We start from the raw sequence: 14615 nt of genomic DNA, 5'->3' as shown, positions 1-14615 counted from the left end.
TACCCGACGACCATCAATCAGTCTTCGAAGTCTTCCCAGCCGCCCATCTGTTTCCAGCGGTTGACGATGCCGCAGAACAGCTCTGCGGTTTTCTCGGTGTCGTAACGCGCCGAGTGCGCCTCACGGCCGTCGAAATCGATGTCGGCAGCCTGGCAGGCTTTAGCCAGCACGGTTTGACCGTAGGCCAGACCCGCCAGCGTCGCGGTGTCGAAGCTGGAGAACGGGTGGAACGGGTTGCGCTTCATGTCCAGTCGCGCAACTGCGGCGTTGAGGAAGCCGAGGTCGAAGCTGCTGTTGTGACCGACCAGAATCGCGCGCTTGCAGCCATTGGCCTTCAGCGCCTTGCGGATACCTCGGAAAATGTCAGTCAGCGCGGTTTCTTCGCTGACCGCCATGCGCAGTGGATGATCGAGCTTGATCCCGGTGAACTCCAGCGCTGCCGCTTCAACGTTGGCGCCTTCGAACGGCTCAACGCGGAAGAAGTAGGTGTGATCGGGGTAAACAAAGCCCTTTTCATCCATGGCGATGGTGGTCGCAGCAATCTCCAGCAACGCATCGGTGGCCGAGTTGAAACCACCGGTTTCTACGTCGACGACTACCGGCAGATAGCCGCGAAAGCGTGCTGCCATCGGGTGACGGGAACCGCCACCACCACTTTGACCGTCCAGTTCGTCGTCGAAATGGTCTTCACTCACGCGTGTTCCTCCAGCAGGCGCCAGCGCAGTTTTTCACCGGCGCGCAGCGGGATAACGGTCAGCTCGCCAAACGGCAGGCTGGTCGGGGCAGTCCATTCTTCACGAACCAGGGTGATGCGATCGGTGTTCGCCGGCAGGCCGTAGAAACGCGGGCCGTTGAGGCTGGCGAAGGCTTCGAGTTTGTCCAGCGCGTTACGCTGTTCGAAGGCTTCGGCGTACATCTCGATGGCGGCGTACGCGGTGTAGCAGCCGGCGCAACCGCAAGCGGCTTCCTTGGCGTGCTGGGCGTGCGGCGCCGAATCGGTGCCGAGGAAGAACTTCGCGCTGCCACTGGTAGCGGCGTCGAGCAGGGCTTCCTGGTGCGTATTGCGCTTGAGGATCGGCAGGCAATAGAAGTGCGGCCGAATCCCGCCAACCAGCATGTGATTGCGGTTGTAGAGCAGGTGATGCGCGGTGATGGTCGCGGCAACGTTGGCCGAAGCTTCGTTGACGAACTGCACGGCGTCGCCGGTGGTGATGTGTTCGAACACCACTTTCAGCGTCGGGAAGCGCTCGACGACACGACGCATGTGCTCATCGATGAAAATCTTTTCGCGGTCGAACACGTCGACGTCGCCACGGGTGACTTCACCGTGGATCAACAGCGGCATGCCGACTTCGGCCATGGCTTCGATTGCCGGCAGAATCTTGTCGATGCTGGTCACGCCGGAATCGGAGTTGGTGGTCGCGCCGGCCGGGTACAGCTTGGCGGCGTAGACAAAACCACTGGCCTTGGCTTCACGAATTTCTTCGGGCTGGGTGCGGTCGGTGAGGTACAGCACCATCAGCGGCTCAAAGCGACTGCCGGCCGGGCGGGCAGCGAGAATCCGCTGGCGATAGCCGTCGGCTTCAGCGGCGTTGCGCACCGGGGGTACCAGGTTGGGCATGATGATGGCGCGACCAAAAGTGCGCGCAACATCGGCAACGGTATTGGTCAACACGGCACCATCGCGAAGATGAATGTGCCAGTCGTCGGGACGCAGCAGGGTCAGGCGGTCGGACATGAGGGGCTTCCAGGCGGGTCAAACTGAGGCGAATGCTACCGGAAAAGACTCTTGCAGGCACTCGCTATCAAGTTTTGCGGGAACCTTCCGATATCCCGTAGGTATGCCGTAAACATAGTGTGAATCGGTCTTTGTGTTTCAGAAGCCAATGGAGCCTCCCGTGCGCCAGCGTTATTTAGCCTTGCTCAGTGTGTTTGCCAGCCTTCCGGCCATGGCGCTCACGTACCAGACCCGTCTGGAGAACATTGAGTGGACGGTCGCCGGCGACAAGTTCGAATGTCGTCTGACCCAACCGATCACCGATTTCGGCTCGGGTGAGTTCGTGCGCAAGGCCGGCGAACAGGCGATCTTCCGTCTGAATGCCTACAACGCCATGCTTGGCGGTGGTTCGGCGACGTTGCTGGCGGCGGCGGCACCGTGGCAGCCGGGTCGTGGTGACATCAATCTGGGCAACGTCCGGCTCGGCAGTGGCAACGTGCTGTTCAGCAGTTCGCAATCCCAGGCCGGTGGTCTGATCAGCGGTCTGCTGGACGGTCGCAGCCCGGTTGTACGTCGCGCGTCTGGCGATGGGCGTGTCTCGGAAGTGCGTTTATTGCCGGTGAAATTCAGCAAGGCGTTTAACGACTATCAGACCTGTGTAGCGAAGTTGCTGCCGCAGAATTTCGACCAGATCAAGCAATCGCAGATCGGCTTCCCCGGCGAGGGTGTTGATCTCGACGTCGCCGCCAAGGCCAAGCTGCAAGTGATGCTCGAATTCATGAAAGCCGATCCGACGGTCAATCACATCGAACTCGATGGCCATTCCGACAACAGCGGTAATCGTCTGACCAACCGCGAACTGTCGCGCCGCCGAGCGCTGGCAGTGGTCGACTTCTTCAAGGCCAATGGCATCGCCGAATCGCAGATCACAGTACGTTTCCACGGTGAACAATACCCATTGGTTCCGAACACCAATGCGGCCAACCGGGCGAAGAACCGTCGGGTTGCGGTGAAGCTTGCACGCGTGGCGCCAACCACCGCTCCAGCGCCTCAGGCGAGCACCCCAGCCAGCACCGCAGCGACTTCCTGACCTGCCGGTCATCGTCGCGCTGTCGACAGATTCTGTCGCTTTGTCGTCTTAAGCTGTCGCGCCTCTGTAAATTATCGCGTTTGAGCGGTAGACTCCTCGGCTTTCCGTAGAACCCCGTGGAGTGATGGCATGGCGGACGTAAACAAGGTCGTTCTGGCGTATTCCGGCGGCCTGGACACTTCGGTGATCCTCAAGTGGCTGCAGGATACTTATAACTGTGAAGTGGTGACCTTCACCGCTGATCTCGGTCAAGGCGAAGAGGTCGAGCCGGCCCGCGCCAAGGCTCAGGCCATGGGCGTCAAAGAAATCTACATCGACGATCTGCGCGAAGAGTTCGTGCGTGATTTCGTGTTCCCGATGTTCCGCGCCAACACCGTTTACGAAGGCGAGTACCTGCTGGGTACTTCCATCGCACGTCCGCTGATCGCCAAACGTCTGATCGAAATCGCCAACGAAACCGGCGCTGACGCCATTTCCCATGGCGCCACCGGCAAGGGCAACGACCAGGTGCGCTTCGAACTGGGTGCCTACGCACTCAAGCCTGGCGTGAAAGTCATTGCGCCATGGCGTGAGTGGGACCTGCTGTCCCGCGAGAAGCTGATGGACTACGCCGAGAAGCACGCGATCCCGATCGAGCGTCACGGCAAGAAGAAGTCCCCGTACTCGATGGACGCCAACCTGCTGCACATCTCCTATGAAGGCGGCGTGCTGGAAGATACCTGGACCGAGCACGAAGAAGACATGTGGAAATGGACCGTCTCCCCGGAGAACGCTCCTGATAAAGCGCAATACCTGGAACTGACCTACCGCAACGGCGACATCGTTGCACTGGACGGCGTCGAGATGACTCCGGCCACCGTGCTGGCGACGCTGAACAAGATCGGTGGTGCTCACGGTATCGGCCGTCTCGACATCGTCGAGAACCGTTACGTCGGCATGAAGTCCCGTGGTTGCTATGAAACCCCGGGCGGCACCATCATGCTGCGCGCTCACCGCGCCATCGAATCGATCACCCTGGACCGCGAAGTCGCTCACCTCAAAGACGAGTTGATGCCGAAATACGCCAGCCTGATCTACACCGGTTACTGGTGGAGCCCAGAGCGTCTGATGCTGCAGCAGATGATCGACGCTTCGCAGGTCAACGTGAACGGCGTTGTGCGCCTGAAGTTGTACAAAGGCAACGTGATCGTCACTGGCCGCAAGTCCGACGATTCGCTGTTCGATTCCAACATCGCGACCTTCGAAGAAGACGGCGGTGCTTACAACCAGGCCGACGCGGCGGGCTTCATCAAGCTCAACGCGCTGCGCATGCGCATTGCTGCCAACAAGGGCCGCAAGCTGTTCTGAGATTTTTCAGGCTGAGGCGCAATGAAAGGGCGGCCTTGTCTTCGAGACAAGGCCGCCCTTTTTTTAAGTTCGTTGTCAGTTTGTTGTCGAGTGATGCCAGTGCCTGGCTGCATGTGCGGCGAGGACAGACTGTTCAATTGCGACCCAGCAGCGTCACCGCTTGTGAGCACAGGTTGTAAACAATGCAAAGTGTTGTGCTCGAACCTTTCTTTGCGTGCTTGATCTGCAGGAGTGCATTTTTAGTCAGTGAAGCATCTGACACATGATTGGAAAGAAACACGATGACCCGGTCGGTATTTTTATCGGAATTTCGGATTTTTTCCAGAATCGTGGCGAACTCTCTCGACGCCTCAATATTGCGTGCATCAACAATATGAAGGTTGCTGATGGATGCGGGTAAGCGAATATTGTGTTGAACGGTAAGGTTTTGATTCGTATCGACGCGTGGCGGAGGGTCGGGGACGTTATGGATTTTGCACGAATCCTTGCACAGTGCAGCCGCGCTCTCGCAGGGCACGATGTGGCTTGATATTTCAAACGTATCGAGTGTGCCTGGTTCCTGCGTTAACGTATTTCGTTTGTTGTCATGATCATTACTGTCCATTGCTTTTAAAAAGCTCTCGTCTTTGCCGAAGTCGGAAGGCGAATAGAGGGAGCGGTAGTTGAAATTAAGCGTTATAAAAAAAAGAAATAACAAGTAAAACGGAAAACTGATCAAGAACCACACGTATACGGCCCGGTCCTCATTATTGAGGAAGGGTAGAGAAATAGCGGCCGAGGCCTCGGAGAGTCCAGCGAATATTGCGATGACTGTCATTGGGTTGTTGATCTTGTTTTTTATCCTTAACATGGTCTTGTTCTTTTGTTTTGGTTTTCTCATTTGATGGCGTCGTTTTGTTTGGTTGTTAGTAAGGTGGTTGATTGGAGTTTGTATTTATAGCAAAAAGTTTTTGTAAGGCCGTAAATATCTTGTTTCAGTGTTTATTAACTAGCGGGACGGGTATTGATCCGGTTCGTACGCTTGTAATGCAGTGACCGTAGGCTCTGGCAGGCTTTTCGGCCTTTGCAGGCGCACGCGGTTACAAATCAGCAACGGACGGGTTGCGCAGTATCTAGAGCGGTATGTCGTCGGATATTTAGGAGGGCAATGATTTTTTGTAGGAATAATCCTCAATCACTGTAGGGGATGTCTTGCGATGCGAGTCCGTGAAAGGCTTGGCATACTAAGGGGCAAGTGACTGGGCTATTGTGCGTGTTCTAAAAACTCGAACAGCGAAACTGGACTTGCCCATGAATAAAGTGCTGATCGTGGATGACCACCCCGTCATTCGTCTCGCGGTACGTATGCTGATGGAACGTCATGGCTACGAAGTCATTGCAGAAACTGATAATGGTGTAGATGCATTACAACTTGCTCGCGAGCAAATGCCGGATATAGTCATTCTGGATATTGGAATACCGAAACTTGATGGGCTTGAGGTTATTGCTCGCCTGACTTCGACAACCATGCCTATTAAAGTGCTGGTGTTGACTTCGCAAGCCCCTGGGCACTTTTCGATGCGCTGCATGCAATCAGGGGCGGCGGGTTATGTCTGTAAACAGCAGGATCTCACCGAGTTGTTGAGTGCGATCAAGGCGGTTTTGTCCGGATACAGTTACTTTCCCAATCAGGCACTCCACACAGTGCGGACCAGTTTGGGTAATGCCAGTGAAGCCGATATGGTGGATCGCCTTTCCGGTCGCGAAATGATGGTGTTGCAGCAGTTGGCGCGGGGCAAGACGAACAAGGAAATCGCCGATGGCATGTTCCTGAGCAACAAGACCGTGAGCACTTACAAGACCCGCTTGTTGCTGAAACTCAATGCGCGCTCGCTGGTAGATCTGATCGAGTTGGCGCAGCGCAATGGGCTCGTCTGAATCTTTCAGTCGCTGACGGGGTCATGGGCCGATCGAATTCAGTGAGTCGCAGAAAGTAAAAAGCCTCCGGTTCGGGAGGCTTTCAAGTTTCACAGATCAAAATCGTACTCGGCCAATTGCTTTCGCAGTCGGCGCTCCTCAAGCAGGTTGTCGATAGTGCGGCGCTTGCTCAGATTGGTCTTGGCAACTTCAACCGCCGGTTCAGTGTCACCTGCCTCCGTGGTGTCGTCATCCAGTTCCAGTTCCTCTTTGTCAGTACTCATAAATCACTCCCACACTAAGACTGCCTTTGGCGCTCCTTATATCGACATTCCCGCGTCGGGTAAAAAAGATTTTTTCAATCGACCATTCAATAATTCCAATAGCCGGTCAATCGTCCGATGTTTTGTGTTTGTACTCGCACAAGTCTTCAATTCGGCAGCTACCGCACCGCGGCTTGCGGGCCAGACACACATAGCGCCCGTGGAGAATCAGCCAGTGATGGGAGTCGAGCAAGAATTGCCTGGGTACAAACTTCATCAGCTTGTTTTCCACTTCGACAACGTTCTTGCCGGGAGCGATGCCGGTCCGGTTGCTGACGCGGAAGATGTGCGTATCGACGGCCATGGTCAACTGGCGAAAAGCTGTATTGAGTACCACATTGGCAGTTTTTCGACCGACGCCGGGCAAGGCTTCGAGCTCTTCACGCGTTTGTGGTACTGCACCGCCGTGGCGTTCGACCAGCAAGCGGCAGGTCTCGATGACGTTCTTGGCCTTGCTGTTGTAGAGGCCGATGGTCTTGATGTATTCGGACAGCCCTTCGACGCCCAGTGCATGGATCGCTGAAGGCGTGTTGGCAACCGGAAACAGCTTCGCTGTCGCTTTGTTGACACCGACGTCGGTCGATTGCGCTGAAAGAATTACCGCAATCAGCAATTCGAACGGCGAGGTATAGGCCAGTTCGGTTTTCGGCTCGGGGTTGTCCTCATGCAGTCGACGAAAAATCTCAAGACGTTTTGCGGCATTCATGGGCGATGCGTTTCCTTGAAAATAGAGTTCGAGCCGGTCCACGCCTGACGAGCTGCGAGCAGCAGCCCCAACGAAATCAAAGCGCCGGGAACCACGGTTGCCAAATGCAACCCGGCACTGAATAAGACCAGACCTTGCCAGTGTTCGAACAGGCCCTGACCGAGGGTTCCGCGGCCCGCGAGCTCTCGTAACCCGGCAAGTATCAGCATCAAAACGCCAAATCCGGCGCTGAGTCTGAGGCGCTCGGTCAGTGTCTGGCGGAAAAATCCATGGTGCTCCAGCACCACGCACTGCAGCCCGATCAGGCCAGCGTAAAGACCAAACGCATGGTGCCATGGCAGGAACCAGCGTCGCGCGAAGATCTCCGCACAACTGGTCAACGTAGCCGCGAGCAACAAACTCGCCAGCAATGTCCTTGCCCCCGACGTACGCCATCGCAAAGGTGCCATACAAAAGCCGTATGCACCGGCCACAGTGATGAACATCAAAGCGGCTACCAGCGCGCCCGCCAGTGAGCTGGTTGTGCCCAGCAGGATTACCAGCGTCAATGAGTTCGACAGCTTTGCCATCCGCTTCATGGTTCGCTCCCCAGCAGCACCGTTCGATGGGCATCGAAGTAGCGCAACGCGTCATGGATCGCGTTGATCGCCGCGCGGGACGTAATCGTCGCCCCGGCTATCTGATCAAATTGGCCTTGATCCTTTTTCAAAGCCCAACCGGTATCCGTCGGCTCATCACTGGATTTGCCGGTGAATGTCCCAAGCCAGGCATTCGGCCAGTCACCCAAATGCCCGCCGAGCGCTGGAGTTTCATTTTGCTTGAGGGACTTCACACCCAGCAGTTTTCCCTGGGCATCAATGGCGATCAGTAACTCGATAGTGCCCGCATAACCTTGGGACTGGCTACGCAACAACACAGCTACCGGTCGCCCAGCCTGGGTCGCGCGATAGCCGCCGGTCAGCGTGCTATGGGGCAAGACAATATCCGCCAATGCCAGCGGCTGCTCCAGCGGTTGATTGTCGTAACTATTGATTGCGAGCACATCGAGCAGTTTGTGGCTGTCGATCAGGCGTTGCTCGGCGGCAATCTGCGGGGCATTGCTGCGTTGCACCAGATACGTCGTACCGGCGCCGACAATGGTCAACAGCAGCAGGGTGAGTGCACTCGTCAATCGGTTCATGGCGTCGTCCGTGCCTGTCGGCTTACGGCAAAGCGTTCCAGTGCCGGTACGCAGAGATTCATCAGCAATACGGCAAACGCAACACCGTCCGGGTAACCACCCCACGTACGAATCAGATAAGTCAGCAACCCGACGCCAACACCGAAAAGCAGGCGGGCGAGCGCGCTTTTGGCGCCGGACACCGGTTCAGTAATGATGAAAAATGCGCCGAGCATGGTTGCGCCGCTCAGCAGGTGGAACACTGGCGAGCCGTGAGAGTCGGAGCCTGAGCCATTCCAGCACAGCAGACTGACCAGAAACAGGCTGGCGAGCATACCGACCGGCGCGTGCCAGCCGAACACTCGCCGTTGCAGCAAAAACAGCCCGCCAACCAGAAACGCCAGATTCACCCATTCCACGCCATGTCCGCCGAATTGCCCGAAGGCCGGGTTGGCGGCGAAGAGTTCATCGATGGTCAGGCTTTTGTTGATGCGCAAGGTGTCCAGCGCCGTGGCCTGAACCCAGGCATCCGGCGCCTGCCGTGGGTTGAATACCTGCTGGACGGCGTCGAGCAGACTCATACCGTGGACAGGCCACTGCGTCATCGGCTGCGAGAACATCACGATCGCCAGGGCAAAACCGAGCATGGCCGGATTGAACGGGTTTTTGCCTACGCCGCCGTACAGGTGTTTGCCAAACAGCAGGCCCGAAGCGATCGCGACCACTGTCAGCCACCAAGGGCAATATGGCGGCAAGGCTGCGGCAAGCAGCGTTGCACTGACCAGCGCGCTGCCGTCGCTCAGGGTGGGCCGCAACGGTTGCCGGCGCAGGCGGGTAATACCGGCCTCGACCACCAACGCAGTGCTGGCGGACAGGATCAGATTGATCAACAAGCCCCAACCGTAAAACCAGAACAGCGCCAGCAGCCCCGGCAACGTCGCCAGCAGTACCAGCTTCATCGCCTGTTGCAGGCGATCGTCCGGGGCCTCAAGGGGCGGCATGGTCTTGCACCTGGCGCTCGGCGTCTTGCAGGCGGGCGCGGGCCTTGTCGAGAGTTTCGGCCGGGGTGTCGGCGCGGCGTTCGAGTTTGTTCAGATTAGCGCGAGCGTAGGCCAATTCGGTTTTCAACTGGCGAAGGTGGCTGTCGATAGGGCGTTTTTCTACTCGCACCAGGTCAGGCAAAGGCTGCTCGCTGGCCGCTTCAGCATCATGCAAAGCCTGCTCGGCATCGCGCAAAGCCTGTTCCAGGGTAGCGATCTGCTCCGGCGCGGCTTCGGCGGTCTGCGCTTTTTTCAGTTCGGCGCGGCGCATGGCCAGTTGGATCTTCGCCCGTTTCAAATCAGCATCTTTCGCCGGCGCCGTGACGATCGGGGCCGGCGGGGCGCTGGTTTCGAGTTTTGCCAAAGCGTGTTCCGCGACCTCGAACTGCTGCTGCAGCACGATCAGTTGCGACTGTTGCTCGAACGTCGGCGGATGGCCAAAAGCTTTCAACGACTTGTGCAATTGTGCACGGCTCATGGCCACATCGATCTTGGCTTTCTTCAACGCCGCATCTGCGGTCGCCGCTTTTTGCGCACGCACCCGTTCCAGCGCCGCCTGCACCGGGTCGGTTGCGGACACTTCAGGTTGCGCCGCCCGTTTCGCTCGGGCTTCACGCTCAGCCTGTTTCTGTTGTTCTTCGCGTTGAAGACGGTCATTACGTCGCTCAAAGCGTTGACGTGCGTGATCACGTTTAACTGCGCGAGCGCGTTGCTCGTCGAGATTGAAGGCCAGACCTCCCACCACCGGCAGCGTGCCGAGCGGCAGCGGGTGCATTTCAATGCAATCCACCGGGCATGGGGCGACGCACAGGTCGCAGCCGGTGCATTCATCGATGATCACGGTGTGCATCAATTTTGCCGCGCCGACGATGGCATCGATCGGACAGGCCTGAATGCATTTGGTGCAGCCGATGCATTCGGCTTCGCGGATATAGGCAACCTGCGGCGGCGCCGAACCGCGACTGATATCGAGTTCCAGCACCGGCACTTTCAACAGCTCGGCCAGCGCCGCAATGGTTTCTTCACCGCCCGGCGGACACTTGTTGATCGGCTCGCCCTCGGCGATGCCTTGTGCGTACGGCTTGCATCCGGGATGGCCGCACTTGCCGCATTGGGTCTGCGGCAGAAGGGCATCGATGCGTTGAATCAGACTCATGTTTTGATCAGTCCACTGAATCCGAGAAAAATCACTGCGATCAGTCCGGCGCCGATCAGATCGATCGGCAGGCCACGGAAGGGCAGGGGAATATCGTTATCGACCGTGCGTTCACGCAAATCCTGGAACAGGCTCAGTACCAGCCAGAAGCCCAGCCCGGCACCGAGGCTCAAAGCCGTCGCGTGCAACAGGCCTTGATCGTCTTGCACATTGATCAGTGCCAGCCCGAGTACGCCGGCATTGCCCAGCAACAGCGCCCACAACCCGTCGAATGGCCAAGCGGGCAGCCCGTGCGCCAACAGTTTCAGGATCGGTGCGATCAATAGCACGTTCAGCGGCAGGAAGACGAACAGGTGCAGGGCTTCCAGTTGCAATGGCACCAACAGCCAATGCCAGAGCGCGTAACCGAGTACACCGACGACCAGCATCAGGCACAACGTCGCCAGTCCCAGCGCATGCACCTGGCGACGACTGCCCGCCAACAGCGGATCGACGCCCAGCGGCCAGTGCAACACGAAGTTGTTGAGCAGCGCGGCACTGACAAGCGTTAGCACGAGTTCGGTCATGGTTCTGCCGGTGAAACGGGCGGGTGTCTCATAAGGTTAGGCATTATCCGGCAGCCGCGGTGTGTGGGCCAGATATGAAAAATCCCACCGACATGCGAGGCACGCCGGTGGGATCGATCTGCAACAGTCGCTTACTTGATGCGCTGACCCGGCTTGGCGCCGCTGTCCGGGCTCAGCAGGTAGATTTCTTCACCGCCAGGGCCGGCCGCCATCACCATGCCTTCGGAGATACCGAACTTCATTTTCCGTGGCTTGAGGTTGGCGATCATCATGGTCAGGCGACCGTCGAGTTTGGACGGATCCGGGTAAGCGCTCTTGATGCCCGAGAACACGTTGCGTTGCTCGTCACCGATATCGAGAGTCAGGCGCAGCAGCTTGTCTGCGCCCTCAACGTGTTCGGCCTTGACGATCAGCGCGACGCGCAGGTCGATCGCGGCGAAAGCGTCGAAGTCGATTTCCGGCGACAGCGGATCCTTGGCCAGTTCGCCGTTGCCGGCAGGCGCAGCAGCACCGGTGTCGGTCTGGCTGGCGGTCAGGTCTTCTTTCGAGGCGTCGCTCATGGCTTGCACTTTTACCGGGTCGATGCGGGTCATCAACGGTTTGAATTCGTTCAACTGGTGGTTGGCCAGCAGGGTGGTGTGGTCGTTCCAGGTCAGCGGGGCGACGTTGAGGAACGCCTCGGCATCGGCGGCCAGCAACGGCAGCACCGGTTTGAGGAAGATCACCAGTTGGCGGAACAGGTTGATGGCGGTGGCGCAGATCGCCTGGACTTCATCCTGCTTGCCTTCCTGCTTGTTCAACGACCACGGCGCCTTGTCGGCGATCCAGGCATTGGCGCGGTCGGCGAGGGCCATGGTTTCACGCATGGCACGGGCGAAGTCGCGGGCTTCATAAGCATCGGCAATGCTTGGCGCGGCAGCGAGGAACGCTTCGGTCAGTTCTGGCGCGGCATTGGTGCCGACCAGCAGGCCAGCGTTACCTTTCTGGATGAAACCGGCGCAACGGCTGGCGATGTTGACCACTTTGCCGACCAGGTCGGAGTTGACCTTCTGCACGAAGTCTTCGAGGTTCAGGTCGAGGTCATCGACGCCACGACCGAGTTTGGCTGCGTAGTAGTAGCGCAGGTATTCCGGCGACAGGTGATCCAGATACGTTCGGGCCTTGATGAAGGTGCCGCGCGATTTGGACATCTTCTGGCCGTTGACGGTCAGGTAGCCGTGCACATTGATGCCGGTCGGCTTGCGGTAGCCTGCGCCTTCGAGCATCGCTGGCCAGAACAGCGCGTGGAAATTGACGATGTCCTTGCCGATGAAGTGGTACAGCTCGGCCGTGGAGTCCTTGCCCCAGAACGCGTCGAAATCCAGTTCCGGCGTGCGCTCGCAGAGGTTCTTGAAGCTGGCCATGTAGCCGATTGGCGCGTCCAGCCACACGTAGAAATACTTGCCCGGCTCGCCCGGAATCTCGAAACCGAAGTACGGCGCATCGCGGGAGATGTCCCACTGTTGCAGGCCGGCGTCCAGCCATTCGGCGATCTTGTTGGCGACGGCGTCTTGCAGGGTGCCGCTGCGGGTCCAGGTCTGCAGCATTTGCTGGAAGTCTGGCAGTTTGAAGAAGAAGTGCTGGGAATCCTTGAGCACCGGGGTGGCACCAGAGATAGCCGACTTCGGATCCTTCAGGTCGGTCGGGGCGTAGGTCGCGCCGCATTTTTCGCAGTTGTCGCCGTACTGGTCTTCAGTGCCGCATTTCGGGCAGGTGCCCTTGATGAAGCGGTCGGCCAGGAACATTTTCTTTTCCGGGTCGAAATACTGGGTGATCGAGCGTTGGGCGATGTGCCCTGCGTCACGCAGCTTGATGTAGATCTGGCTCGACAGCTCACGGTTTTCTTCGGCGTGAGTGGAGTGGAAGTTGTCGAAATCAACCAGGAACTCGGCAAAGTCGGCGCTGTGTTCAGCCTGCACATTGGCGATCAGTTGTTCCGGGGTGATGCCTTCCTTTTCCGCGCGCAGCATGATCGCCGAACCGTGGGCGTCGTCGGCGCAGACGTAAATGCATTGATTGCCGCGATGCTTCTGGAAGCGCACCCACATATCGGTCTGGATATATTCCAGCATATGGCCAAGGTGAATCGAACCGTTGGCGTAGGGCAGGGCGCTGGTGACGAGGATCTTGCGTGGTTCGGACATGTGGGGCTTCGCTACTTGATGAAACGGAGGTCGGCCACTATAAAGCGCTGGCGCATATTTTTCACCCTGTGCACCTGTTTCATTGGATGAGAAACAGCAAAGATCAAAAGATCGCAGCCTTCGGCAGCTCCTACACATAATCCCCTGTAGGAGCTGCCGAAGGCTGCGATCTTTTTCAGGTAGGATACCCGCCATCTTTTCCCAGTCTTGTTATCGGAGTTGCCCATGAGCGCCATCACTCGCGCAGCGGTGGAAGCCGTCCTCAGCCAATACACCGACCCTTACCTGAACCAGGATCCGGTCAGCGCCGGTTGCGTGAAGCACATCGAGATCGTCGGTGATCGCGTCACCGTGCAGCTGGAAATCGGTTATGCCGCCGGCCTGTTCAAAAGCGGATGGGCGCAAATGCTGCAATTGGCCATCGAGAACCTTGACGGTGTCGCGGCCGCGAAAGTAGAGATCAATACAGTCATCGCCGCGCACAAAGCCCAGGCGCAGATCCCGGGGCTGGCCAACGTCAAGAACGTGGTCGCCGTGGCGTCGGGCAAGGGCGGTGTGGGCAAGTCGACCACCGCCGCCAACCTCGCGCTGGCCCTGGCCCGTGAAGGCGCCAAGGTCGGCATTCTCGACGCCGATATCTATGGCCCGAGCCAAGGCATCATGTTCGGCATCCCCGAGCGCACCCGCCCAGAGGTCAAGGATCAGAAGTGGTTTGTGCCGCTCAAGGCGCACGGCGTGGAAGTCATGTCGATGGCATTCCTGACCGACGACAACACGCCGATGGTCTGGCGCGGGCCGATGGTCTCGGGCGCGTTGCTGCAACTGGTCACGCAAACCGCATGGGGCGATCTGGACTATCTGGTCATCGACATGCCGCCAGGCACCGGTGACATTCAGCTGACGTTGGCGCAAAAAGTCCCGGTGGCCGGCGCGGTGATTGTCACCACTCCGCAGGATCTGGCATTGCTGGATGCGCGCAAAGGCGTGGAAATGTTCCGCAAGGTCAACATTCCGGTGTTGGGCGTGGTGGAAAACATGGCCGTGCACATCTGCTCGAACTGCGGGCATGCCGAGCATCTGTTCGGCGAGGGCGGTGGTGAGAAACTCGCGACCCAATACGGCGTAGAGCTGCTGGCGTCGCTGCCCCTGTCAATGCTGATCCGCGAGCAGGCCGATGGCGGCAAGCCAACGGTGATCGCCGAGCCGGACAGCCAGATTGCCATGGTCTATCAGGAACTGGCCCGCCACGTCGGCGCGCGGATCGTGTTGCAGGAAGCGGCGACGCCGGCGATGCCGAATATCACCATCAGCGACGATTAAATCTATCTGTAAACGCCGGGCAAAACTGTGGGAGCGAGCCTGCTCGCGAAAGCGGAGTGTCATTCAACTCATTAGTTGGCTGATCCACCGCATTCGCGAGCAGGCTCGCTCC

The 14615-nt window shown here is 58.3% G+C and carries 15 protein-coding genes; 4 read left to right on the top strand and 11 right to left on the bottom strand.

Annotation, left to right across the window (positions count from 1 at the left end):
* Positions 1–17 precede the first annotated feature (17 nt).
* Together rnt and pyrC are read right to left on the bottom strand one after the other, a co-directional pair.
* Positions 18–695 carry a ribonuclease T gene (gene rnt, locus HU718_RS24400; RefSeq protein ID WP_186615371.1) on the bottom strand — a complete coding sequence of 226 codons (678 nt, stop codon included), beginning with the start codon at positions 693–695 and terminating at the stop codon, positions 18–20.
* Positions 692–1738 (bottom strand): dihydroorotase, encoded by a 1047-nt coding sequence (pyrC, locus tag HU718_RS24395; RefSeq protein ID WP_186615373.1) that lies wholly within the window; start codon positions 1736–1738, stop codon positions 692–694. Before pyrC ends, rnt begins: the two co-directional genes overlap by 4 nt.
* 160 nt (positions 1739–1898) lie before the next feature.
* On the opposite strand from pyrC, the gene HU718_RS24390 reads away from it, so the two are divergent.
* A complete protein-coding gene (locus HU718_RS24390; protein ID WP_186615375.1) occupies positions 1899–2807 on the top strand; it encodes a flagellar protein MotY in 909 nt (302 codons plus the stop codon).
* Between the two features lie 129 nt (positions 2808–2936).
* Positions 2937–4154, top strand: coding sequence for an argininosuccinate synthase (locus HU718_RS24385; RefSeq protein WP_007916658.1), 1218 nt, complete (start codon positions 2937–2939; stop codon positions 4152–4154).
* A gap of 133 nt (positions 4155–4287) precedes the next feature.
* On the opposite strand, the gene HU718_RS24380 is transcribed toward HU718_RS24385, so the two are convergent.
* Positions 4288–5004: a hypothetical protein gene (locus tag HU718_RS24380; RefSeq protein ID WP_102901094.1), complete on the bottom strand. Its 717-nt coding sequence runs from the start codon at positions 5002–5004 to the stop codon at positions 4288–4290.
* Between the two features lie 440 nt (positions 5005–5444).
* Here HU718_RS24380 and HU718_RS24375 point away from each other — a divergent pair, with 440 nt between their 5' ends.
* The gene (locus HU718_RS24375; protein ID WP_095123262.1) at positions 5445–6071 is read left to right on the top strand and encodes a response regulator transcription factor; all 627 of its coding nucleotides are present in this window, start codon (positions 5445–5447) and stop codon (positions 6069–6071) included.
* Positions 6072–6160: 89 nt separating this feature from the next.
* Here the strand turns inward: HU718_RS24375 and HU718_RS24370 are convergent, their stop codons facing one another.
* The 8 genes from HU718_RS24370 to metG form a co-directional block, all read right to left on the bottom strand.
* Positions 6161–6334, bottom strand: coding sequence for a PA3496 family putative envelope integrity protein (locus tag HU718_RS24370; protein WP_186615377.1), 174 nt, complete (start codon positions 6332–6334; stop codon positions 6161–6163).
* 106 nt (positions 6335–6440) lie between these two features.
* The gene (gene nth, locus HU718_RS24365) at positions 6441–7079 is read right to left on the bottom strand and encodes an endonuclease III (protein ID WP_016986660.1); all 639 of its coding nucleotides are present in this window, start codon (positions 7077–7079) and stop codon (positions 6441–6443) included.
* Complete coding sequence (locus HU718_RS24360; protein ID WP_186615379.1) at positions 7076–7657, bottom strand: Rnf-Nqr domain containing protein; 582 nt, start codon at positions 7655–7657, stop codon at positions 7076–7078. Before HU718_RS24360 ends, nth begins: the two co-directional genes overlap by 4 nt.
* Positions 7654–8259: an RnfABCDGE type electron transport complex subunit G gene (locus HU718_RS24355; protein ID WP_186615381.1), complete on the bottom strand. Its 606-nt coding sequence runs from the start codon at positions 8257–8259 to the stop codon at positions 7654–7656. The genes HU718_RS24360 and HU718_RS24355 overlap by 4 nt, the downstream gene beginning before the upstream one ends.
* Entirely contained in the window at positions 8256–9239 is a 984-nt protein-coding gene (locus HU718_RS24350) for an RnfABCDGE type electron transport complex subunit D (RefSeq protein ID WP_186615383.1), read from the bottom strand. Before HU718_RS24350 ends, HU718_RS24355 begins: the two co-directional genes overlap by 4 nt.
* Positions 9226–10434 carry an electron transport complex subunit RsxB gene (gene rsxB, locus HU718_RS24345; RefSeq protein WP_150706939.1) on the bottom strand — a complete coding sequence of 403 codons (1209 nt, stop codon included), beginning with the start codon at positions 10432–10434 and terminating at the stop codon, positions 9226–9228. The genes HU718_RS24350 and rsxB overlap by 14 nt, the downstream gene beginning before the upstream one ends.
* On the bottom strand, positions 10431–11000 hold the full coding sequence (locus tag HU718_RS24340) for an Rnf-Nqr domain containing protein (protein ID WP_102901039.1): 570 nt from the start codon (positions 10998–11000) through the stop codon (positions 10431–10433). Before HU718_RS24340 ends, rsxB begins: the two co-directional genes overlap by 4 nt.
* Before the next feature lie 131 nt (positions 11001–11131).
* Complete coding sequence (metG, locus tag HU718_RS24335) at positions 11132–13183, bottom strand: methionine--tRNA ligase (RefSeq protein ID WP_110718855.1); 2052 nt, start codon at positions 13181–13183, stop codon at positions 11132–11134.
* Positions 13184–13408: 225 nt separating this feature from the next.
* Here metG and apbC point away from each other — a divergent pair, with 225 nt between their 5' ends.
* Positions 13409–14503 carry an iron-sulfur cluster carrier protein ApbC gene (gene apbC / locus HU718_RS24330; protein WP_110718854.1) on the top strand — a complete coding sequence of 365 codons (1095 nt, stop codon included), beginning with the start codon at positions 13409–13411 and terminating at the stop codon, positions 14501–14503.
* Positions 14504–14615 lie beyond the last annotated feature (112 nt).

It is taken from the genome of Pseudomonas tensinigenes (genome assembly GCF_014268445.2).
Lineage (GTDB): Bacteria > Pseudomonadota > Gammaproteobacteria > Pseudomonadales > Pseudomonadaceae > Aquipseudomonas > Aquipseudomonas tensinigenes.
The sequence above is the reverse complement of the archived record's forward strand: the minus strand, read 5'-3'. Positions and strand labels throughout refer to the sequence as shown.

What these genes read in the sequence shown, in the direction of transcription:
- rsxB (WP_150706939.1), bottom strand. Translation starts at nt 10,434, where the DNA reads ATGAGTCTGATTCAACGCATCGATGCCCTTCTGCCGCAGACCCAATGC.
- apbC (WP_110718854.1), top strand. Translation starts at nt 13,409, where the DNA reads ATGAGCGCCATCACTCGCGCAGCGGTGGAAGCCGTCCTCAGCCAATAC.
- nth (WP_016986660.1), bottom strand. Translation starts at nt 7,079, where the DNA reads ATGAATGCCGCAAAACGTCTTGAGATTTTTCGTCGACTGCATGAGGAC.
- pyrC (WP_186615373.1), bottom strand. Translation starts at nt 1,738, where the DNA reads ATGTCCGACCGCCTGACCCTGCTGCGTCCCGACGACTGGCACATTCAT.
- metG (WP_110718855.1), bottom strand. Translation starts at nt 13,183, where the DNA reads ATGTCCGAACCACGCAAGATCCTCGTCACCAGCGCCCTGCCCTACGCC.
- HU718_RS24355 (WP_186615381.1), bottom strand. Translation starts at nt 8,259, where the DNA reads ATGAACCGATTGACGAGTGCACTCACCCTGCTGCTGTTGACCATTGTC.
- HU718_RS24380 (WP_102901094.1), bottom strand. Translation starts at nt 5,004, where the DNA reads ATGTTAAGGATAAAAAACAAGATCAACAACCCAATGACAGTCATCGCA.
- HU718_RS24360 (WP_186615379.1), bottom strand. Translation starts at nt 7,657, where the DNA reads ATGAAGCGGATGGCAAAGCTGTCGAACTCATTGACGCTGGTAATCCTG.
- HU718_RS24340 (WP_102901039.1), bottom strand. Translation starts at nt 11,000, where the DNA reads ATGACCGAACTCGTGCTAACGCTTGTCAGTGCCGCGCTGCTCAACAAC.
- HU718_RS24370 (WP_186615377.1), bottom strand. Translation starts at nt 6,334, where the DNA reads ATGAGTACTGACAAAGAGGAACTGGAACTGGATGACGACACCACGGAG.
- HU718_RS24375 (WP_095123262.1), top strand. Translation starts at nt 5,445, where the DNA reads ATGAATAAAGTGCTGATCGTGGATGACCACCCCGTCATTCGTCTCGCG.
- HU718_RS24350 (WP_186615383.1), bottom strand. Translation starts at nt 9,239, where the DNA reads ATGCCGCCCCTTGAGGCCCCGGACGATCGCCTGCAACAGGCGATGAAG.
- HU718_RS24385 (WP_007916658.1), top strand. Translation starts at nt 2,937, where the DNA reads ATGGCGGACGTAAACAAGGTCGTTCTGGCGTATTCCGGCGGCCTGGAC.